The organism is Phycisphaeraceae bacterium (genome assembly GCA_019636735.1).
Taxonomy (GTDB): domain Bacteria; phylum Planctomycetota; class Phycisphaerae; order Phycisphaerales; family SM1A02; genus VGXK01.
This window is the reverse complement of record JAHBWY010000002.1, coordinates 329449-350845: the sequence shown is the minus strand read 5'-3', so window position 1 is coordinate 350845 and position 21397 is coordinate 329449. Positions and strand designations below refer to the sequence as shown.

The window sequence follows — 21397 nt, the reverse complement described above, 5'->3', positions numbered from 1 at the left end:
GGTGTGCCCAGCCCGCTAGACACCGACCGGGACCTTCACATCCATGTGCCTGATGATCTCATCGCCGAAGCCAGAGCAACTCACGAGCGTTGACCCGGGCATCATCCGCTCGAAGTCATAGGTCACCGTCTTCGCGGCGATGGCGCCTTCGATTCCGCGAATGATGAGATCCGCCGCCTCGCTCCACCCCATGAAGCGGAGCATCATCTCACCCGAGAGGATGACCGAACCGGGGTTCACCTTGTCGAGGTTCGCGTACTTGGGGGCCGTGCCGTGCGTCGCCTCGAAAATCGCGTGACCGGTCACATAGTTGATGTTCGCGCCGGGGGCGATCCCGATGCCACCGACCTGCGCGGCGAGCGCATCGCTCAGATAGTCGCCATTCAGGTTCATGGTGGCGATGACATCGAAGTCCTTGGCCCGCGTCAGCACCTGCTGGAGCGTGATGTCTGCGATCGAATCCTTGATGAGCAGCTTCCACTTCCACTTGCCGTCGCCATGCGTCGACCAGAGCTTCATCGCCTCGTCCACCTCGGCGATCACCTTCTTCTTCTGCTCCGGCGTCATCATCTCGTAGCCAGGATCGATCATGCGAGCGTTCTCCTCGCTCGTGATCGACGGCTTGCTCTCGCGGTTTCCGAGGATCCAGCTCTCACGCTCGGTGACAACCTGATCACGGAAGTACCTGGCCGCAATCTGGTAGCCCCAGTCGCGGAAGGCGCCCTCGGTGAACTTCATGATGTTGCCCTTGTGCACGAAGGTGACGCTGCGGCGCTTCTCCTTGAGTGCATAGGCGATGGCGCTGTGAATGAGTCGCTCGCTGCCCAGGTAGGAGACGGGCTTGAAGCCGATGCCGACCTGCGGCGGCGTACTCGAGAGATCGCGCTTCGGCGCGCCGACTCCTTCGAGCTGGGCCTGCCATTCGACACTGCGCTCCTTCGTGCCGAAGCGGATCTTGCCGAACTCCTTGGGGAACTCCTTCGCGAGGAAGTCGAGCACCTTCTGACTCTCCGCCGTGCCCGCGGCATACTCGATGCCCGCGTAGATGTCCTCCGTGTTCTCACGGAAGATCACCATGTCCACATCTTCGGGCTTCTTGACCGGACTGGGCACGCCCTTGAACCAGCGCACCGGGCGCAGACAGACATAGAGATCGAGGAGCTGACGGAGCGCCACATTCAGCGAGCGGATGCCGCCGCCGACGGGCGTGGTGAGCGGGCCCTTGATGCCGACCAGGTGCTCACGGAAGGCCTTGAGCGTCTCGTCGGGAAGCCAGTTGCCGGTCTTGTTGAAGGCCTTCTCGCCGGCGAGCACTTCGTGCCAGTGGATGCGCCGCTTTCCGCCGTAGGCCTTGCGGACGGCTTCGTCGAAGACCTTGACACTCGCGCGCCAGATGTCCGGTCCGGTGCCATCGCCCTCGATGAACGGAACGATGGGCTCATCGGGGACCTTGAGGCCGCTGGCGGACATCGAAATGGAGCTGGGCATGGGTCTCTCTCCTTGGGGCGAAGATCTGAAGGTTCGAAGCGGGGCGCGTCCGGCGGATCGGCCCGTCAGGGAATGTCGATGGGTTGCGACTGGCCGCTCGGGCGCGCCGCAGGCGGTGGAGGTGGCGGAGCGATGCGACGACCCGAGGGCGCCGCATCGGGCGGAGGCACCGAGTCGAGCGGATCGTCGCGTGCGTCATCGCGCGCGGAGAGGCTCGCCGGTGGAAGCAGCATCGGATCATCAAGGTCCATGGGCACCGATGGCGCGATCGCACGAGCGGGCGCCATCGCCATGAGCCTCGACTGCACCTCGTCGAAGTAGTGATCGGCCTGCAGCCAGAAGTGCGCCGGGATGCAGAGGTCACTGGTCGAGAAGCGCACCACCGGAAGATCTCCGGGCTCGAGGGTGCCGCGCAGGCGCCACTCCGCCTCCTCGCGATAGGGCTTCTGCCCGGGGAGGACCACATCGCGCTTCAACTCGCGCCAGATCTCGACACGAGCCCCCGGCTCGTCGGTCCACACCATGTTGTCCATCACCATCCAGTCGCGATAGCGGGGCTGCTTCGCGGCAGCCACCATCGCCTGCCAAACTTCGTCGCGCGTGTGACCTTCGAACGATCGGCTCTGCGAACAGCCCGATGCAGTCGCCGCCGCAGCGGCCAGCATGCACCACGCCACGCAAGAAGATCGCCGACCGCGAGCGCCCGATGGCGCCGCATCGGGCGAAGCATGGGGCACTGCGCGGGGTGTGGCGCGGGGCGAGGCGCAGGACACGCCGGAGCTCTCACTCGACAAAGTCAGCATTGCTGTGGACCTTCTGGACATCGTCATGCTCTTCCAGTGCATCGATGAGTCGCTGCACGGCCGCCACCAAGTCGCCCTCGACGGCGGTCGTCATCAGTGGAACATACGACAACTCGGCATTCTCGACAGGAACACCCGCCGCCTCGATGGCCTCCTTGACCGCGGCGAGGCGGGTGGGCGGGCATGACACGAGGTGTCCGTCGGCGTCGCTCCGCACATCGTCGGCCCCCGCTTCAAGTGCGATCTCGAGCATTCGCTCCTCCCCGACGCGGTCGGCGGAGACCAGGATCACCCCCTGCTGGGAGAAGCCATGCAGGACGCTCCCGGGTACTCCGAGCTTGCCACCGTTCTTGTCAAAGATAGTCCTGATCTCGGGAGCCGTGCGGTTGACATTGGAAGTGAGACTCTCCGCGATGATCGCCACGCCGCCCGGGCCATAGCCCTCGTAGCGCACCGCCTCGTAGTTCTCCCCCTCACCGCCACCAGCCCCCTTCTTGATCGCTTTCTCGATCGTGTCGCGCGGCATGTTGGCAGCCTTCGCCTCGTCGACGGCGAGTCGCAGACCGGCATTGAAGCGCGGGTCACCACCGCCGCTCTTTGCCGCGACGATGACGGCGCGACTGAGCTTCGACCAGAGCTTGCCTCGCTTGGCGTCGACGGCGGCCTTGCGCCGCTTGATGTTCTTCCATGCACTGTGTCCGGCCATGTCGTCGAAGTCGGAAGTTGAGTGGTTTTGGGTAAGGATCTTCTCAGCGGACGGTCACGAGGCGAGCGAGGCCTGTGGGTCACCCGCGGGCAAGAGCCGCGACCACCGACATGCGTCGTGCATCGTCGCGGCGCCGGACGGAACTCGCGTTTACGGATCGCCGCCGTCGCCCGCAACCTGCGGAGTCGCGATCATCGGTGCGCGACCGGCCTCGACATCGGCCAGCTTGCGAGCCGCCCGCTGCGTGGGACGCCCGAAGTGCTCCTCGTAGAAGCCCTCGGGATCGGCCAGGCGAAGTCCGCACTCGCCGATCAGGTACGCGCCGAGCTGCGGCAGGAGCTTCGCCCGATCGAATTGCTGCGAGGAGATTCTGACGACCTTGCGCCACGACTCGATGGCACCATCTCGATCACCGGAAGCCCAGAGCGCATCACCGAGATGGTCGAGGACTTCGAGGCTCGGCTCCTGCTGCTTGACGGCGACCGATCGGCGCAGGAGTGTCAGTGCGCCGGGGGTGCCGTCGCCGCGATCGGCCAGTTGACCCTGCATGTACCGCACCCAACCGAGGGTGTCGAGGATGGCCGCCTCCTCGGGCGCACCCGCGAGGGCCCGCTCCGCGAGTTCGACCGTTCGAGCGTCGAGGAGCCCGCGCTCGAGTCTCGACCACGCCAGATTGTTGAGGGCCATCGCGTGATCGGGCTGCACGAGGATCGCCTCTTCCAGCAGGCGTTCACTGCCTTCGCGATCACCGACCATCGAGTAGAGCGTGGCCAGTTGCACGAGGGCGCTCGCCTCATCGTCACCGACATCGCGCGCCCACTCGAATGGACGAATGCCCTTGCCGCGCAGGGCACGGAAGAGGGCGATCGACTCTTCCGCCTGATCGCGCGTCTCGGCATCCGAGGCAAACGCCGCCGCTTGAAGCGCTCGAAGCGCGACCGGCGGCAGTGAGGAGGGGTCCTCGAGACGGGCTCGAAGAAAGACACCCGCCGCCTGCGGGAACCCCGTATCGATGAACATCTGTGCGGAGTCGCGCCATCGCATGGCCATCGCAAGATCGCCACTCGCGCCCGCGCTCGTCGCCGCTGCTCGTCGCGCGAGTTCCGCCACGCGCTCGACGGCCTCGCGCTGCTCGTTGAGCGAGCCGCCACGCGCATCCTCCATGGTGCCGACGGCGGCCGCCGCGGCATAGAGCACCGCGTCAGGACCACCCTCGGCCAGTCCCGGCTCGGCGAGTTCGATGAGCACGCGGCTTCGACCCGGAATGCTGTTGGGCAGGCGCGAGGCGATCTCGACCGCGGCCAATCGCTGCGCCGCGCCGATCGAGGGTGCTTCGAGCACGCTTCGGAGCGCTTCGAGAGCCTCGCCGGGGCGATCGGCACGCTGCTCCAAGTTGGCGAGTTCGAGCGAGCGACGCACACCCGGTGGTCGAGCGAGAAGGCGCTCGCGGCTTCGAGTGGCCGCCTCCTCGCGGCGCCCAAGCGCCCGGAGCACCGCCTCGAAGTGCCAGGTGAGAAGCGCATCATCGGGGTCATCGACCATCGCGCGGCGCAGCTCTTCGAGCACCGCATCGCTCTGGCCCGCCTGCACCCGCGCTGCAAGCAGCGCGTCACGAAGAGGGACCAGTCCGGGCCGCGCCTCGCGCTCTCGCTCAAGCCACGCAATCGCCTCGTCGCCGCGCCCCGAGCGCGCCATCAAGTTGACGGCAAGACCCACAATCTCTCCATCGAACGGCCTCGCCTGCGCGAGCGCCTCAAGCCGCGCCACGGCCTGCTCGGCGCGACCTCGGGCAATGTCCTCTTCAATCGAGACGCGCTCATCGAGCCACGCCATCGGACCTCGACGCAGCTTGGCCCGGAGCAAGGTCCATGACTCTGCATCGGCCGCCGCGCCCTGGCGCGGGTCGAGCAGCCGAAGCATGACCACGGCGGCTTCGTCATCGGTGGGGTTCTGTTCGAGTGCGGCGGTCGCCCGACGGAGCGCCGTCAGGGCGAGTTCCTGACGAGTTGGATCATCGGCACGAAGGAGCGCGACGCGGTCGGCGAGCATCTTCGCCCGCGCTGAGGCCGCGCCTCGAACGCCGCGCGCATCAAGCGCTTCGAGCCGGGCGAGCGCAAGGTCCAGTTCTCCCGCAGCTCGAAGGGCGAGCGCCGCCGCCCGCTCCACCTCGTCGCCGGGGGGCAGGCCTTCCGCCGTGCCGGGCGCTCCTGATTCGAGCTTCGCGATCAACGACGCCTCTTCGAGGGCGCCAGCCACCTCGAGTTGGGCGATGGCGAGCCCGAGGTCATCGGGCGCCTTGGCCCGTGCCGCGACCACGGTCGTCCAAGCACTTCCGAAGTCGCGACCCAGCGCCGCGAGGCGCACTTCGGCCGCTGCGCGCGACGGCGAATCGGGCAGTGCTCGAAGCGCCGTTCGAAGCGAGCGCTCATCAACCGCCCCCGAGAGCGCCGCAATGGTCGCGGCCATTCCGAACTCGGGGGTCGCTTCAAGGCGCTCGACGAGCGCCTTCGCCCGCGCGTCGGGATCGCTGTCTCCCGCCGCATCGAACCAGCCTCGCAGGGAGACATCATCCCCCGGTGACGCGGCGAGCAATTGCTCGAATGCCTCGCGCGCCTGCTTCGGATCAACCTCGCCCAGGAACTGCACCGCGAGAATCGACTGCGGCCGCTCTCTCGCCATGAGGCGCGCTCGCTCGATGAGGGCGGGGCGCGTCGCGTCGATCGAAACAAGCCAGCGGGCGAGATCGACCTCTCGGGCCGATGGCTCCTGAAGCTGGGCCAGCGTCTCGGCCAGGCGCGCCTCGGCCTCTTCGCGTCGCCCTGCGGCTTCCAGAAGGTAGAGCTCGCGCGGAAGGACGACATCGTGATCAACGCCGGGAAGTTCCTTGATGACTTCGAGCTCTTCGAGAGCATCGGCCCATCGACTCAGACGCGCCATCGCATCGGCGCGAGCCAGCAGGAGCTCTGCACGGAGCCGAGTCGTGTCCTGTGCAGCGGCGTTGGGGTCGAGATGCCGCGCGGCCTCGAGTTCATCGAGCGCGACCAGCGCATCTCGCCACGCTTCGATGGCCGCCACATCGAACTCGATCTCACGAAGGACGCCCCCAAGCACTCGACCGCCGATGACGCGGGACGCGCTCGTGAGTGGAGTTCCATTCCGCTCAGCCGCAAGGAGTGCACCGGCGATTCGGCGGATCGCATCCTTGTACTGCCGCTGCGCCGCCGCCGCGGTCCCCGTCGCCATCAAGGCCTGCGGATCATCGGGCTTGATGATGAGGATTCGCTCATAGGCATTGAGCGCACGCCCATCGTTGCCGACTTGCGTGAAGGCTTGCGCCAGGAGGCGAAGCGCCTCAAGATCTCCGGGGTCTCGAGCCGTGGCCGCTTCGAGGTCCACGATCGCCTTCAGGAGCTTTCCCGCACCGAGCGACTCCCGAGCACGCTCAAGAAGCCTGCGCACCTCAGCGGCGTCGACACCGTCGGGGTCGAGCGGTGCCACTCCGGGCCCCTGCGGTGGCGCGAGCGGACCGAGCAACTCGAGCACCTCAGCGAGTGATCTCGCCGCGAGTTCGGGCTCGGCATGCACTCGAACATCTGATTCGGGCACACCGGGCGGCGGCGCTGGAGGTCCAGCGAACGCTTCCCGCGCGAAGGCCATGGTCGCCCAAGTGAGCGCCACACATCCGACTGCGCGAAGCCATCGACACCGCGAATGATGGCTCACTTCCGAGCCGCCTTTCCAGCCTTCCGGCGAGACGCCTGACCGGACGCGCGCGTCGAACCCTTGGCGGGGCGCGAGGCCGGCTTCGCGCGCCGCGAGCTTCGCTTCGCATTGGCGACGCGGGCTGGTGCGCGCGACGAAGGCCGTGCGCCTCGCGAGGTCTTCGCGCCGCTGGGTCGCGCACTCTTGCTTCGTCCCGCGGATCCCGCTGACGACTTCTTCGGCTTCGGTCGCGGGGCGGCGGGCGTCTTCCCACCCCTGGCTGCCTTCTCCTTGGTTCGCGACGGGGCGGGCTTGCCGTTGGACGCCCCTGTCGCGGGGGTTCCCTTGCGACCGGCGGCCGACTTGGAGGCGCGAGCTGCGCTCCCGCCACCGCGCGAGGGTTGCGTGGCACTGGTCTCGGCTTCGGTCGGTGGGGGCTCGGCGACAACGCGCGGCATCCGGGCGACGCGCGCGGCTTCCGCTTCCGCGATCATTCGCGCCACGCCTCGCGGCGTTACCTTGGCAACGAATGTCTCGGCCGCCCGCTGAAGCGCGAGATGCGAAGCGAGGGCGCGATCGGCGGGAATGTGCCTCTGAAGCCACCCAGTCGCTTCGACCACCGTCGTCTCGCGATGAAGCGCTCCATGATGCACCAGCATCATCAGCGTCTGGTCATCGACGGGTACGGCGTGCGCGTCGAGCCCCAGCAGCGCGACGCGGGCCGCCACGAACGGAACCATGCCCTGGAGACTCTCGAGATAGGCGCGGGCGTCCCGCTTGCTCAGCCCCGAGACTCGATCGAGTGACACCGCGTACTCACGACGGTAGAGATCATTGAGTGCAGCCCTGACGCGGATCGCCCGCTCCTGGACCAGCGGGTACCGCGGACCGATCAGTTCAACGACTTCCTTGACGAGCGACACTCGAAAGTCATTGAAGCTGACGACCGCGGTCTTGATTCGAGCCATGGCCGCATCGGCCTGCGCGGTGGTCGCCTCCCAGACCATGAAGGAGTGCACCAGCAGTTCGACTGGATCAGGCCGCTCCTTCGAGGCCGGTGGCGGCGCCGCGACGGCGTTCGATCGAAGGATCGCGTTGAGCTTGCTCGTTGAACCATCATGCTTCACGAAGCATCCTCCCCCTTGGTGGAGTTGAGTGCGGCATCGAGCGCCGCCTGCTTCTTCAGGCGATCGTCGAGTTGAAAGTCAAGTTGAGGCAGGCGACGCGAGCGCACCATCTGGCCCACTTCGGCCGCCAGGTGCGGCGCCGCGTGACGAAGCGCCGCCACGGTCAGCGGACCATGTTCCGAGGGCAGAACGGAGATGCCGACCGACGCGCGCGCCTGATCGGGCGAGAGATCGACCTCGGTCACGCTGACGAGACCGCGGAAGCGCGGGTCGTGCAGGCCTCGCGCCAGAATCGTCTGGAGCGCGCGTCGCAAGCGCGCTTCGAGATGGCCCTGGCGCGGCGATCGCGGTCCATCGCCGGACCGTGCACTTCGCTGCATGCGCGGGTCCGACCTTCCCATGGCGAGTTACGCGCCGCTCCCAAGGCTTCGTGCGACCGAGATCGTCCTGTAGCACTCGAGGACATCGCCAACCTGGATGTCGTCGTAGCCCACGATCTTCATGCCGCACTCGTTGCCGGCGCGAACCTCCCTGGCGTCGTCCTTGAACCGCTTGAGCTGCTCCAGGCGCCGATCCTTCTCGACCACGATGCCGCCTCGCGTGACACGGATCTGGGCGTTTCGTTCCATGACGCCATCGGTGACATAGCAACCGGCGACAGCACCAACCTTGGAGATGCGGAAGACCTGGCGAACCTCGGCGTGCCCGAGGACCTCGAGCTTGAGCTCGGGCTCGAGAAGACCTGCGACCGCCTTCTGCACATCGTCGGTGAGGTCGTAGATGACATCGTAGAGGCGGATCTCGATCTTCCTCGCCTCGGCCGCCGTGCGCGCCTTGGAACTGGTCGTGACATTGAAGCCGACGATGATGGCGCCGGTGGCGGCCGCGAGGGCGACATCGCTCTCGTTGATACCGCCTACAGCACAGTGCTTGACGCTGACGGCGACCTCGTCGGTCTTGATCCGCGAAAGCACCGTACGCAGCGTCTCGACCGAACCCTGGACATCGCCCTTGACCACCAGCGCGAGCTCCTTCCGCTCGCCCTTGCCGAGGTGCTCGAAGACATTGTCGAGGGTGATCTTCGGTGCGGCGAGTTCGCGCTCGCGTTCGACGCGGCGGCGCTCGATGGCCGCCTCTTCCGCCTCCTTCAGCGAAGGCGCCACGAAGAAGCGATCGCCCGCGTCGGGCAGGAGATCGATGCCGGAGATGGCCACCGGCGTGCTCGGCCCCGCTTCGTCGATCCGCTGACCGCGATCGTTGACGATGTCCCTGACTCGGCCGAAGGCGCGACCGATGACGACGATGTTGCCCTTCTTGAGCAGACCTTCCTGTACCAGAATGCGGGCGACCGGTCCGCGTCCCTCTTCCATCTGCGCTTCGAGCACGGTGCCGACGGCGGTGCCGGCGAAGTCCGCCTTCAGGCCGAGCAATTCCGCCTGATAGTCGAGGACATCGAGCAGCTCCTGAATACCCGTGCCCTTGGTAGCGCTGGTCCTGACGATCTCCGTGTCGCCGCCCCACTCCGTAGGGTTCAAGCCATGCTCGGCGAGCTGGCCGAAGATGCGCTGGATGTTGTTGTCGGTCGCCTCGGATCGATCGATCTTGTTGAGCGCCACCACGATCGGCACCTTGGCGGCCTTCGCGTGATTGATGCTCTCGATGGTCTGCGGCATGACGCCGTCATCGGCGGCGACGACGAGCACGGCGATGTCGGTGACATGAGCGCCTCGCGCCCGCATGTTGGTGAACGCTTCGTGACCAGGCGTATCGATGAAGGTGATGACCCGCTCGCCGTCGCCCGCCTTGACGGGGACTCGGAACGCGCTCGTCGCCTGCGTGATGCCGCCCGCTTCGCCCGCCGCGACATTGGTGTTGCGAATGCGATCGAGCAGGCTCGTCTTGCCATGATCGACATGGCCGAGAATGGTGACGATGGGGCTGCGCGGCCGCTCATCGGTGCGCTGCCGCTGCTTGAAGATCTCTTCGATGTTCTCCGTGGCGGTCTTCGCGTCGGTCGCCTCGATCTCGACACCGAACTCCAGCATCACCTCCATCGCCTGCTCGGCGTCGAGGGTGGAGTTCAGGTTCGCCACGATGCCCTTCAGGAAGAGCTGCTTCAGAATGTCGGCGGCCTTGACGCCCGTGGCTGCGGAGAGATCCTTGATGTAGACGGGCGTGCTGACGCGCACCGGTCCCGAGGGCTGACCGGGGGCCTGCCTCTGGCCGGGCACCGCCGCGCGCTTCGCGTGATCGCGTCGATGAGCGCGGAAGAACCCGCCGGAACGACTGAGTCGATTCTCCCGCTCCAGAAGATCCTGCTCGCGCCATGGCTCGAATGGCGCTTCGCCTTCGCCACCTCCTGCTCGAGCACTGCGGCCACCGGGGCCATCGGCGACAGCGCGGCGACGATTGCGTGCGCCCTGGCCAGTCGCCGGTCCGCCTCGACCGACTCCTCGATTGCGGTCGTCGGTCCCAGGACCATCAGTTCCACGCCCGACGCGCGGCCCTGTTCGAGGGGGACCGCCGGGTCCGGCGGCGCTCCGAGGCCGCGGTGCGGCGATCTGCTCCGGCTGCTCCACACGGATGACGCGCGGCCCGCTGAGCTGCGTGCGCACCGGTCGCTCGAGCATCGGTCCGACAGGCTTGATCTCCTGCGGCCGGTCAGGAACATTCATGCGCGGCGCCGGTCCCGGCGGGAACACCGGTCCACGAGGCGAAGCCTGAGTCGGAGTCGTTCCACCGGGGGCGACCGATCCGGGACCAGCCGGCGGCGTCGGACGACTACCAAGGCCGGGCGGTGGTGCTGGAGGCGGTGGTTGATCGAAAGCGCCGGGCGAAGACTTCGCGTGCGCCTTGCCGATGGGCGGGACTGACTGATCAGTCGACAGTGCAGTCTCAACAACCGGAGTGGAAGTCACACCAGCGGGCGCGGTCGGTGCAGCGGCCACCGGCGTGGCAGAGGCTGCGACCTCGCCAACCAGCGCACTCTCAGACTCGCCAGAGGCAGCCCTCTCTTCAACGGCAGATCCAGCCTCGGAAGCCACGGTCGCGGTGCTCTTGCGAGTTGAGCGACTCCTCGTTGAAGGCGCGGGCTTCTCGTCCGACGCAGGGGGCGCTGCGGTCGCCGTGGCGGTGTCGCCGTCAGACGAACCATGATCGCCAGCCGCGGTCGCCGACTTGCGCGATCTCCGTGGAGCCTTTTCGGCGCGGGCGCGAGCTTCCTCGACATCGACGGGAGCGGCTCGCTCGACGGCCGTGCCTGCATCCGCCGCGCCAAACCACTCACGAATGGTCAGCGCGAGGCCTACGGACACCGTCGCCTGCGGCTTGTCAACGCCGGGAATGTCCTCGGCCTTGCACTTCTCGATGATGTCCTTCGCGGTGACGCCCAGCTCCTTCGCAAGCTGTGAGATGCGCACCTTCTGGATCTTGGACAAATGTGGCTCCTTGCCGTCCCTTGACAATCGTTCCTGCGGCACCGCCCTGCCGCGCGTGGTTCTCTCCGCCCCGTCAGCGACCGCCTCCGAGAATGTCGTCCGCGGCGCTCTCCGCCTGCGCGTCCACCTCGGCGTGGACTCCGCCGCCCAGCAGCGCATCGGCCGCCGCGTGCTCCTCTGCCTTGCGAGCTTCCGCCTCGGCCTGCTCGCGAGCCTGCTCCTCCTCGACGATGCGCGCCCTGGCGCTGCACGCGTCGACAATCCGATCGACCAGATCCGGTTCGAGGCGGAGCTTCTCGGTGAAGATGTCCGACCGGACCTCCTCGACATCGAAGACGCTGATGAGACCGAGCGCGCCCATCTTGTCGAGGATCTCGCTCGTGACACCTTCGATGGGCCGAACCGTCTCTTCGAGAATCTCAAGGCCGCGGTCAAACTCCGCTGGCGTGAGAATGTCGATGTCCCACCCGGTCATGCGCGCCGCCAGTCGCACATTCTGACCTCGTCGACCGATGGCGAGCGAAAGCTGATCTTCGCGCACCACGATGGTGGCGCGGCTCAACTCGAGACAGATGCTGACCTCTTCGACCTCGGCCGGCTTGAGCGCATTGGCAAGCAGCACCTGGCTCGAGTCGTTCCAGCGCACGATGTCGATCTTCTCGCCGCCGAGTTCGTTCACGATGTTGCGGATGCGACTGCCGCGCACGCCGACGCACGCACCGACGGCGTCGACCTTGCTGTCCACCGAGGCGACGGCGAGCTTGGTGCGGAAGCCGGCCTCGCGCGCCATCGCCTTGATTTCAATGACTCGCTCGGCGACCTCGGGAACTTCCGCCTCAAAGAGGCGCCGGATGAAGTCCGGATGGGCCCGCGAAAGGACGATGCGGACCTGATGGCCGCCGTCGCGCACATCGAGAATCAGGCAGCGGACGCGGTCACCCGGCTGAAACTGCTCGCCGGGAATCTGCTCGGAGCGGGGCATGAAGCCCTCGGCCCGATCGATCTGGACCATCAGCACATTGCCGTCGTAGCGCTGCGCCGTGCCGGTGACGAGCTCGCCCTGGCGCTTCGAGAATTCATCCAGCAGGCTGTTGCGCTCATCCTCGCGGAAGCGCTGGATCATCACCTGCTTCGCGGTCTGTGCCGGAATCCGACCGAGCGCTTCAAGCGGAATCTCCTCGATGGTCCCCTCGTTGTTGCGCCAGAGGCGCACCTTGCCTGAGAGACGATCGATCTCGCAGCCGAACTCCTCGGTGTCGAGCGAGTTGAAGTGCTTGCGCGCGGCACTGACGAGCGCCTGCTCGAGATCGCCGATGAGCAACTCTCGGTCGATGTTGCGGTCGCGCGCGATGGAGTCGAGGATGCGGAGGGTTTCCGAGTTCATGAGACGGTCCTGCGATGGATGCCTGGTTGTCGAGATGTCTGCCTGTGACGCCCCGGCGGACGACGAGATGTCGCTGCGAAAAGAAACACGGGCCACGCTCGGTCGCAGCACCGAACATGGCCCGTCCCTTGGGCGAGACGCTGCCGGCAGAGCCGACACCTCTCACCCTGTCCCATTTGGCAACCGGCGTTACGGCACGGCGGCCTCCGGGATCTGCCAACAGGCCCCACGGGCCCGCTGTGCGAGACCGGCTCGACGGCTCACGATGGACGCGTGGCGCGTCATCGGGAGTCGGCAAGGAGCGTTGGAACCAGCACGATCATGCGGGCTTCCTGGGCTGAGGACAGGGACGGAACGACAAGCCAGCCGGGACGGCCCGACTGACTCGCGAATAATACGCCATCGTCCCGAAATTCTCAAGATCCGGCAGTCGCCGATGCCCCGCCGGGGTGTGCGGAATCCGATGTCGCAGAACGACTTACGCTGAAATCGCGATCCGCCACCGCGCCGTGGCCCTGCGACGCCCCCGAGATTGCGACCGCCCGGCGACCCCGGCTCTGGCCGAGCCGCCCATGGAACTTGGGCCGCCCCTCCACTCTGAGGGTGGCCGGAGCAGAGGCCTTTCGTGTGGTCACGATGATGTCCCCGGGCTCCAGAGCGCGGAGTTCGGAGACCGTCATGGTCGTCTCGGCGAGCACCGCGTCGATCGTGAGCGTTGCGGAAGAGAGCGACTTCGAAAGGCGCTGCTGCGCATCGGGCGCGCGGCGCGAGCGGCCCGCCGCGAGCCAGCTCTGGCTGTTCAGGCGGTCCATCAGCGGCTCGATCGCGTTGTAGGGCAGGCAGAGGCGCATCGGGCCGCTGCATGTGCCGAGCTTCACATCGAAGGTGATGGCGACGACGACTTCGTTCGGCGGCACCACCTGCACGAGCTGTGGATTGCTCTCCGTTTCACCGAGCGTGAAGTCCATGCGCTCAAGGCCCTGCCACGCTTCCGCAAGCGCACTTACGCCACGATCAAGCAGGTTCCTCACCAGGCGCATCTCGATCGGCGTCATGGGCCGCTGCGGCACGAAGATCTCGCGATTGCTGCCGCCGAGCAGGCGATCGATGACGGGATAGATCACCGTCGGACTGAGATCGAGCAGGAAGTGCCCCTCCAGTCGGCCACTGTGCAGAAGGGTCAGACTCGTGGGATTCGGCAGGCGCGAGATGAACTCCGCGTAGCTGACCTGTTCGCAGCTCTGCACGCTGATCTCGACGATGGTGCGCAGCAACCCCGAGAGCCCGGCGCCATAGCTTCGCGCGAAGGTCTCGTGCAGCGTGTTGAGCGCACGCATTTGCTCCTTGCCGATGCGCTCCGGACGCTTGAAGTCGTAGGGTCTGATCTCGACGGTCTCCTGACCGCGCCGGCGACGCGTGAACATCTGCGCGGGGGAGCGACCATCGAACACGCCGCTCGTCACGGCATCCCGCAGTGCGTCTCGCTCGGAGGCGTCGAGAGGTGGTGCGGTCGGCGTTCCGGCCGACGGTCTGCTGGCAGCTGTGGCGTCATCCATCCGATTCGATATCGGCCGTCTGCGGGCCCTTGTCCCAGCGATTACACCCTTGCACCCGAACAGGCCGTCGACCGTACGCTTGGCATCATGTTCGATTCGGCCAGCTTCCTCTTCCGACTGCCCCGGGCGGTCATCACCACGCTCGCCTTGGGAATGGGCCTCCTGCTTCTGGCGGGCGTCGAGGCTGGCGAGGCCGCAGCCCAGGGACCACCGGCGTCCGGGGGTCGCCCCGGCGGTCAGGGCGGCGGAGGCGGGTTCGGTATTCCGGGCATAGGCAGTGTGCAGGCCCCTGTTGACGATTCGATCGTCCGAGTTCGCGCCATTCCCGCGCGGGAGCGGGTCATTCCGGGTGATCCGGTGCCGGTGGCCATCGTCTTTGACATCAAGCCGGGCTGGCACATCTGGACCTCGGCCGTTCAGGCGGCCCGACTCCCCGCGGAGTTCTCTCGATTCGATGGCGCGACCTACACCACGATCGCGCTTGATTCAGCGGCGAGCAGCGCTGGTGTCGAGGGGCTTGTGGTCGGCACCTCGTTCATCCAGTGGCCCGACTACAAGCCCTCGACGGTCTCACTGGGCGAAGGGCCTCAGACCTTCGCGTTCTACGAAGGTCGCGTGATCGCGTACCTGCCGATCATGGTCGCGCCAGACGCGGTGCCGGGCGAACGAACAATCCCCCTGCTTGTCAGCGTCCAGGCGTGTGACGACTCCAGTTGTGCGATGCCCGAGGATGTGTCCGTCCGAGTCGCCCTGACCGTGCTTTCGCCGAGTGAAGCTGCTGCGGAGCAGTCAACTGGCACCGCGCAGGCACCAGGCATGACGCAGCCTCCCGGAGGCAGCAGCAGTGCTTCTCAAGGTGGCTCCACCGACACGGCGCTCTTTGCGGCCTTCGATCCCTCAGTTTTCGGAAGGATCGCGGCGGGCGAGGCGGGTGATGAGGCGCCGCTCATCTCCGGAGCTGGTGACGATCGCCGCGTTCACTTCAATCTCTTTGTCATCCAGTTCAGTGTTGACCCCGACGGTGCGGGAGTGCTGCTGCTGATCCTGATCGCGCTCGTCGGCGGCATGCTGCTGAACCTCACGCCGTGCGTGCTGCCGGTGATTCCGCTCAAGATCATGGGGCTCACGCAGATGGCGGGCGATCGCATGCGCGCGATCGTGCTCGGGCTCGCCATGACGGGCGGAATCATCGCGTTCTGGGCCGTGCTGGGCATCCTGATGGCGTCGATTCGGGGTGTCGATGCGGTGAGCGCGCTCTTCCAGTTCCCGCTGGTGACGCTTGGCATCGGACTCTTCATCGCGGTCATGGCCATCGCCATGAGCGGTGTCTTCACGGTGGGCCTCCCCAACTGGGTCTATGCCTTCGAGCCGAAGCATGACTCGCTCAAGGGAAGCTTCATGGTGGGCATCATGACGGCAATTCTGAGCACGCCCTGCACCGGCCCGTTCATGGGCGCGAGCATCGGGTTCGCGCAGAAGATCAACTCACCGTGGCTCCTCTTCGGCATCTTCATCGCGATCGGCATCGGCATGGCGCTGCCCTACCTGGTGCTCTCGGCATTCCCCGAATTGGTGAAGCGGGTGCCGCGTGCGGGACCGGCGAGTGAACTCGTGAAGCAGATCATGGGTCTCCTGCTGCTGGCGGCGGCGCTCTACTTCATCGGATCAGGCGTCGTCGGATTGATCGGCCACCGGGGCTATGAGTACTGGTGGGTGGTGGCCGCGGTCTCGGGATTCGCGGGGCTCTGGCTGATGATCCGAACCATGCAGATCACGCGCTCGCCCTCACGCCGCCTGATGTTCGGCGGCGTTGGCGCGGTGATCATCGCCATCTCCGGCGCCGTCGGGCATGCGATGGCGGGTCAGGTCGATCCGCTCAACTGGAGTCTCTTCTCGCCCGAGGCCGAAGCGCGGGCTCGGGATGAAGGCCAGGTGGTGGTCATCAAGTTCACCGCCCACTGGTGCCTCTCCTGCAAGGCGCTTGAGAAGGTGGCGCTCTCGCCGCCGCGGATTGTCGATCGCCTCTCCCGGCCCGATGTGAAGCTTCTGACGGTTGACATCACCGATGGCGACCCGATTCAGAAGGCGCGATTGCGCGAGGCGGAGAGCGCAACGATTCCGCTGCTTCTTGTGTATGCACCCGACGGCGCGCTCACCCTCCGCAGCGATGCGTACACGACGCAACAGGTCCTCGACGCGGTCAATCTCGCGGCGAAGCGGGGGTCGATGGCGCGGCGCTGATCAGTCGTTCGAAGAAGGCTCGATCCGCGGGGGCAAGTTGTCGGAGAGGATCGAGCGTGAAGCTCTCATTCACCTCAAGGGCTCGCCGAGCCGCCCTCTCCGCACCCGCTGTATCGCTCAGGAGCAGGTTGATCTCCGCCATGCGCCGCAGCATGCCGAGTGAGCGGGGATCGCGGCGCAGGGCTGTATCGATCGCCTCGCGCAGCGCCGCGTCCTCGTCGGGCTCACCGGGGCCGGGCACGACGGTGCCGCGAGCATCGCGACGCGACTCGATCGCCACCAGCGCGTGCGCATCGACGAGCAGGCGCGCGGTGGCGAGTTCTGGTCGACTCCTGAACGCCCGCTCGGCGCGATCAAGCGCCTCCCTGGCGAGCGCTTCCCTCTCGGTGGTCTCCGAAGGCGGCACGGTCTCGACCGCGCGGATGCCCTGCTCGACCGCCGCGAGCCACGGGAGCGCATTTCCGGGAATGGCCTGCGTCGACTCCTCGAGCAGCATCGCCGCGGCGCGCCGAGGGAGCGGCTCTCCCGTGGCCGCGGCCTCTTCGATCGACTGCGCGGCTCGCTCGGCGCTGCGCTCCTGGATGCCCGCTCGCATCGAGACGACGGCGAGTGCCATTGCTGCGGCGAGCGAGAGCACACCAACGAGCGCCAGCATTGGCCGATCGGCGCGGCTTGGCGGCCGTGATCCTGCACCGGCCGCCGCCGTCCCAAGCAGCAACCAGCACCACCACGCGCTGCCGGGCAGCCAGAAGTCCATGTCCACCTGCGCGTGCGTCAGCAGAGCCCACGCGGAAACCGCCAGCGCCAGCGCAATGACGCGCCCTCCGCGCAGCACCAGCCTCGCGGCGAGGGGCGCCATCACGGTGGCGATCACGCTGCCGAGGAGTCGGACTGATAGCGACTCGACCGCATGATCGCTCGATGAAGTGAGCGCGAGGGCGAGAAGAGCGCCGAGCGCCGCCGCCAGGAGCGCAAAGCCCGGCGCAGAGCCCAACGCAGAGCGCTCCTGCGCTGTCGGGGCATCGGGCTCATCTTCATCGCGCGCCGCACCGCGAAGCGAAGCTCGCAGGAGGAAGAGCGCCAGCACCACGAGCCCGGCACCTCCGGCTCCAAAGGACACCATCCAATCCACGAACGCGCCATGGGCGCTGGTGACCTCTTCGGGGGAGAACCAGGGGCGGTTCCGCACATACGCATCCTGGAAACCACCGACACCAGTTCCGATCAGCGGCACCTCGACGAACGCGCGGGCACTGCCGATCAGGTAGTGCCATCTGAACAGCATGCTGCGCTCGCCGAGCGTCGTCTCGCCCAGCAGTCCGCCACGAATGAACGCCACCACCGGTGCGGTGAAGACCAGCACGAGGAGCAGACGCGGCACCCATCCGGGTGCAGGCCCTGACGATCGCCTCCAGACCAGCAGTCCCGTCGCCGCGACCGCGAGAACCAGCACCGCGAAGGCGCCTTTCGAACCATTCATGATGACGAGCGCGAGCGAGCCGAGCGCCAGCACCGCACACGCGAGACCGGCGACCTGATTCAGCCTCATCTCGCGCGGGCTCGATTCGACTGCTCCACTTCGTGCCCGTGATGCGGAGGAGGCACGCCCGACGGCCCGAGCCTCACTGCCGCGGCGCTCGGACCACGCGAGAAGCGCGGCCAAGAGTGCCGCGCTGAGCAATACTCCTGAGAGCACATTCGCCAAGCCAAACCAACCCGTCGCCTCGGGCTGACGAAGGCGACGCTCATAGGCGAGCGCGGCGGGCGAGCCGGGCGTCCAGCCCCGGCTTGCGAAGAAGGACTCCCTCACGCGCTCGAAGTCGCTCACGAGCGCCGGATGCTCGACGAGGAACTGATTCGCGCCGCGGACCGTCATCGCCGCCGCCGCTCCGATCAGCGCACCGGCCACGATCGCGCGCCCGGCCCGATCGCTTCCCGCCACGAGCACTGCGGCCATCGCCGCCACGAGCCATGTCGCACCTCGCCAGAAGTTCGCGAAGTCCGCATGGTGCGCCATCGATTGAGCGACGAACGCGGGAAGCGGAAGGAGCGCGAGAATGATCAGCAGCGCCACGCCCTCGCGCGTCGAGGCGCGCGGGTCCATGACTCCGGCCTGCGACAGTCGCGACGCTCTGAGTCGAGCCGCCGCAAGCATGGCGATCGCCGCCGCGCCGATGGCGTCGAGCAGCAGACTTCCGCTGGGCCCCATCCCCGCGAAGGCGCCGGGCACCAGGGCGGGGTCACTGTCAAAGCGAAGAGCCGGTGCGATCGTCACGAGGCCGCGCGCTGAAGCGACGCCCGCGAGGACCACCAGCGCCACGCGCTCGCGCAGGCGCGCGGCCGCAAGCGCCGGCGATTCGAAGGCTCCGCGCGAGACACTCATCGTCGCACCGTGTGTTCAAGAAGTCCGAGGATGAGCAGCGTCGCCATCGTCTGCACGCCGATCAGCACCGCCTGCCATGGCTGCACCGTCCCGAGGCTGACACCTCCCACACCGGTGATGAAGGTCAGCGCCCAGATGACGAGCACCGCCTGGCGCCGGGAGAGCCCGCGCTCGACCAGCCGGTGGGAGAGATGCTGCTGATCGCCGACCAGCGGGCTTCGCCCCTGCGACACCCTCAGGATCGACACCGCGATGAGGTCGTAGAGCGGTACGGCCAAGATGATCAACGGCATGAAGACGCCGTACCACGCGCTTCCCAGCGCGTAGGCCGGATTGTCGGTGGCCGTGAAGGTGATCCTGATGGTCATGACCGCCAGGACATAACCGATCACCAGAGAGCCGCCGTCGCCCATGAAGATGCGGGCCGAACCCCGCAGCGGAAAGTTCTGCGGCATGAACCCGGCAAGCCCGCCGACAAGCAGCGCCAGCACTCCCGCGATGAACCACTGCTCGACGATCAGCGCAGCCGCGAGCAAGAGCGCACCGGCGATGAATCCCACTCCTCCCGCCAGGCCATCCATGTTGTCAAGGAAGTTCAGCGCGTTGATGACCGCGGTGATCCAGAGGGTCGACAGCGCAATCGACAGCCAACGCCCCCCGGCTCCCCACTCATCGAGGAGAACCAGCAGTCGCAGATCGAAGAACGCCGCGAGCGTGAACGCCACGCCAAGCTGAATCACCAGCTTCGGCAATGCCGGCAGTGGTCGCCGATCATCAATCAAACCCATCAGGTGGATCACCAGCAAGCCGCCGAGAAACGCCCATCCGAAGGGAGCACTCTTCAGAAGGCGATCAAGGAAGGGTTCGACCATCGGCTCAAGCGCCAGCACCAGGTCGAGCCGGCTCGCACTCACCAGCAGGAGCCCCAGCAGGAGCGGCAGGGCGATCGCCGCCGCAATCGCAATCCCACCGATGTTGGGCACCCGGCGCAGCACTTTGGCGTGTCCCGCCGCCCCCGGCGAGTCGAGCGCGTTCCATCGGGTACCGAGGCGAATGAGCAGCGCCGTCGTCGGAACCGAGATCACGAAGCCGACGAGAAGGAGCGCAAGCGCCGTCGCAACCATCGCGTCGTATGGTATCGAGCGACGCTCCGGCGTTGAGGGTTCGGGCTCCACCTGACCCCATCACTTCCCGCCCTTTCCCCCCACCGACTCATGCCACCACTTCGAAGCGTCACCGTCTACTGCTCCAGTTCACCTCACCTCGAAGAGCACTTCGCACACACGGCAGAGCGGCTGGCGACTTCGATCGCACGACGGAACCTCACGCTCGTCTACGGAGGAGGCGGAATCGGATTGATGGGGGTCATCGCCCGAAGTGCGAAGGCGCACGGCGGCCGGGTCGAGGGGATCATCACCTCGAAGTTCCTGCGGCTGGAACAGGGCTGGGATGGCTGCGATGAGCTGGTCGTGGTCGAGACCATGCGCGAGCGGAAGCGACAGCTCGCGGAGCGCGCCGATGCATTCGTGGTCCTCCCCGGAGGGCTGGGCACCTTCGAGGAGTTCTTCGAGATCCTGGTCGGACGACAGATCGGCGACCACCACAAGCCCATTGGGATCGTGAACGACCGCGGGTACTACGACCCGATGCTGGCGATGATCGATCACTCGATCGAGCACCGCTTCGTCAAGCCGGCCACGCGCGCCATGCTCCATGTTCATCCCGATCCCGACTGGGTGCTGGATGCATGCGCGAATGAAGCCGCCGATGGCGGAGCCGCCGCGAGGTATGACCCGCAGATCTACCTCCCGATGGGGCCCCGATAGGTTCACGGACCTCTGCACTCGTGCGATGCGCCGCTCGCACCGTCGCCATGGCCCCCATGGACTGGTCAACCGCGCAGGCTCTGCGCGATTCGGTTCGTCGCCGCAATGGCGTTGGTGCGCGGCGTTCCGTCGGTTACCATCGACCCCATCATGGGGACTCCGGAGCCTGGCGCTGCAAACATCACAGAGCTTCTGATGCGGGAGGCGGCAGGCGACTCCGCAGCGCGCAGCGAGCTCAGCGAGCGGCTCTACCACGAACTTCGCGCCCTCGCCTCGCGCTTCATGACCAAGGAGGCACCGGGCCACACCCTTCAGCCGACGGCGCTTGCGAATGAAGCCTTCATCAGGATGGCGGGTGACCGAGGTTCCCCTCAGAACCTCAATCACTTTCTCGCTCTTGCCGCGCGACACATCCGCCGAATCCTGGTTGACCATGCGCGCCGTCGAGCCCGCGTCAAGCGAGGCGGCGGAGTGAGGCCGATTTCGATCGACTCCGTGGACATCGAGACGACCACCCCGGGCCTTGACCTGCTGGCGCTGGAAGAGGCCATGACCCTCCTTGAACGAGATCATCCGCGCGAGGCGCAGGTGGCTGAGCTTCGATTCTTCGGCGGATTGCAGGAGGAGGCCATCGCCGCGCGGCTCGGGGTGTCGCTTCGAACCGTGCAGGACGATTGGCGCTTTGCACGGGCGAAGCTCCGGACCTTGATGAACGGGGAACACCGCAATGGAGTCGCGACCTGA

The 21397-nt window shown here is 66.8% G+C and carries 14 protein-coding genes; 3 read left to right on the top strand and 11 right to left on the bottom strand.

The features are described from left to right. Positions 1 to 15: 15 nt before the first annotated feature. The 9 genes from icd to fliM all read right to left on the bottom strand — a co-directional run bounded on the left by icd (position 16) and on the right by fliM (position 14203). Entirely contained in the window at positions 16 to 1488 is a 1473-nt protein-coding gene (icd, locus tag KF724_03560) for an isocitrate dehydrogenase (NADP(+)) (GenBank protein MBX3354758.1), read from the bottom strand. 65 nt (positions 1489 to 1553) lie between these two features. Then, positions 1554 to 2225 (bottom strand): hypothetical protein, encoded by a 672-nt coding sequence (locus KF724_03555; protein ID MBX3354757.1) that lies wholly within the window; start codon positions 2223 to 2225, stop codon positions 1554 to 1556. A 46-nt stretch (positions 2226 to 2271) separates the two neighbouring features. Beyond that, positions 2272 to 2997, bottom strand: coding sequence for a YebC/PmpR family DNA-binding transcriptional regulator (locus KF724_03550; protein MBX3354756.1), 726 nt, complete (start codon positions 2995 to 2997; stop codon positions 2272 to 2274). A 150-nt stretch (positions 2998 to 3147) separates the two neighbouring features. Next, the gene (locus tag KF724_03545; GenBank protein MBX3354755.1) at positions 3148 to 6654 is read right to left on the bottom strand and encodes a tetratricopeptide repeat protein; all 3507 of its coding nucleotides are present in this window, start codon (positions 6652 to 6654) and stop codon (positions 3148 to 3150) included. A gap of 62 nt (positions 6655 to 6716) precedes the next feature. Next, entirely contained in the window at positions 6717 to 7826 is a 1110-nt protein-coding gene (locus KF724_03540) for a hypothetical protein (protein ID MBX3354754.1), read from the bottom strand. Further along, the gene (gene rbfA / locus KF724_03535; protein MBX3354753.1) at positions 7823 to 8206 is read right to left on the bottom strand and encodes a 30S ribosome-binding factor RbfA; all 384 of its coding nucleotides are present in this window, start codon (positions 8204 to 8206) and stop codon (positions 7823 to 7825) included. The genes KF724_03540 and rbfA overlap by 4 nt, the downstream gene beginning before the upstream one ends. 27 nt (positions 8207 to 8233) lie before the next feature. Next, positions 8234 to 11263: a translation initiation factor IF-2 gene (gene infB, locus KF724_03530; GenBank protein MBX3354752.1), complete on the bottom strand. Its 3030-nt coding sequence runs from the start codon at positions 11261 to 11263 to the stop codon at positions 8234 to 8236. Positions 11264 to 11336: 73 nt separating this feature from the next. Next, positions 11337 to 12647 (bottom strand): transcription termination factor NusA, encoded by a 1311-nt coding sequence (gene nusA, locus KF724_03525; protein ID MBX3354751.1) that lies wholly within the window; start codon positions 12645 to 12647, stop codon positions 11337 to 11339. Between the two features lie 416 nt (positions 12648 to 13063). Further along, complete coding sequence (fliM, locus tag KF724_03520; protein MBX3354750.1) at positions 13064 to 14203, bottom strand: flagellar motor switch protein FliM; 1140 nt, start codon at positions 14201 to 14203, stop codon at positions 13064 to 13066. A gap of 87 nt (positions 14204 to 14290) precedes the next feature. Between fliM and KF724_03515 the strand changes: the two genes are divergently transcribed. Further along, on the top strand, positions 14291 to 16444 hold the full coding sequence (locus KF724_03515; protein MBX3354749.1) for a thioredoxin family protein: 2154 nt from the start codon (positions 14291 to 14293) through the stop codon (positions 16442 to 16444). Here KF724_03515 and KF724_03510 read toward each other — a convergent pair. Together KF724_03510 and KF724_03505 are read right to left on the bottom strand one after the other, a co-directional pair. Beyond that, complete coding sequence (locus tag KF724_03510) at positions 16404 to 18827, bottom strand: O-antigen ligase family protein (GenBank protein ID MBX3354748.1); 2424 nt, start codon at positions 18825 to 18827, stop codon at positions 16404 to 16406. The two genes, KF724_03515 and KF724_03510, sit on opposite strands and share 41 nt — an antisense overlap. Continuing rightward, on the bottom strand, positions 18824 to 19951 hold the full coding sequence (locus KF724_03505) for an undecaprenyl/decaprenyl-phosphate alpha-N-acetylglucosaminyl 1-phosphate transferase (protein ID MBX3354747.1): 1128 nt from the start codon (positions 19949 to 19951) through the stop codon (positions 18824 to 18826). Before KF724_03505 ends, KF724_03510 begins: the two co-directional genes overlap by 4 nt. Positions 19952 to 20041: 90 nt before the next feature. Between KF724_03505 and KF724_03500 the strand changes: the two genes are divergently transcribed. After that, a complete protein-coding gene (locus KF724_03500; GenBank protein MBX3354746.1) occupies positions 20042 to 20653 on the top strand; it encodes a TIGR00730 family Rossman fold protein in 612 nt (203 codons plus the stop codon). Positions 20654 to 20758: 105 nt separating this feature from the next. Beyond that, positions 20759 to 21397, top strand: a complete 639-nt coding sequence (locus KF724_03495) for a sigma-70 family RNA polymerase sigma factor (GenBank protein MBX3354745.1) — start codon at positions 20759 to 20761, stop codon at positions 21395 to 21397.

Excerpts from the sequence above, each read along its gene's own strand:
- icd (MBX3354758.1), bottom strand. The coding sequence starts at position 1,488 with ATGCCCAGCTCCATTTCGATGTCCGCCAGCGGCCTCAAGGTCCCCGAT.
- KF724_03550 (MBX3354756.1), bottom strand. The coding sequence starts at position 2,997 with ATGGCCGGACACAGTGCATGGAAGAACATCAAGCGGCGCAAGGCCGCC.
- KF724_03545 (MBX3354755.1), bottom strand. The coding sequence starts at position 6,654 with ATGGCCTTCGCGCGGGAAGCGTTCGCTGGACCTCCAGCGCCGCCGCCC.
- rbfA (MBX3354753.1), bottom strand. The coding sequence starts at position 8,206 with ATGCAGCGAAGTGCACGGTCCGGCGATGGACCGCGATCGCCGCGCCAG.
- nusA (MBX3354751.1), bottom strand. The coding sequence starts at position 12,647 with ATGAACTCGGAAACCCTCCGCATCCTCGACTCCATCGCGCGCGACCGC.
- fliM (MBX3354750.1), bottom strand. The coding sequence starts at position 14,203 with ATGGATGACGCCACAGCTGCCAGCAGACCGTCGGCCGGAACGCCGACC.
- KF724_03515 (MBX3354749.1), top strand. The coding sequence starts at position 14,291 with ATGTTCGATTCGGCCAGCTTCCTCTTCCGACTGCCCCGGGCGGTCATC.
- KF724_03510 (MBX3354748.1), bottom strand. The coding sequence starts at position 18,827 with ATGAGTGTCTCGCGCGGAGCCTTCGAATCGCCGGCGCTTGCGGCCGCG.
- KF724_03505 (MBX3354747.1), bottom strand. The coding sequence starts at position 19,951 with ATGGTTGCGACGGCGCTTGCGCTCCTTCTCGTCGGCTTCGTGATCTCG.
- KF724_03500 (MBX3354746.1), top strand. The coding sequence starts at position 20,042 with ATGCCACCACTTCGAAGCGTCACCGTCTACTGCTCCAGTTCACCTCAC.
- KF724_03495 (MBX3354745.1), top strand. The coding sequence starts at position 20,759 with ATGGCGTTGGTGCGCGGCGTTCCGTCGGTTACCATCGACCCCATCATG.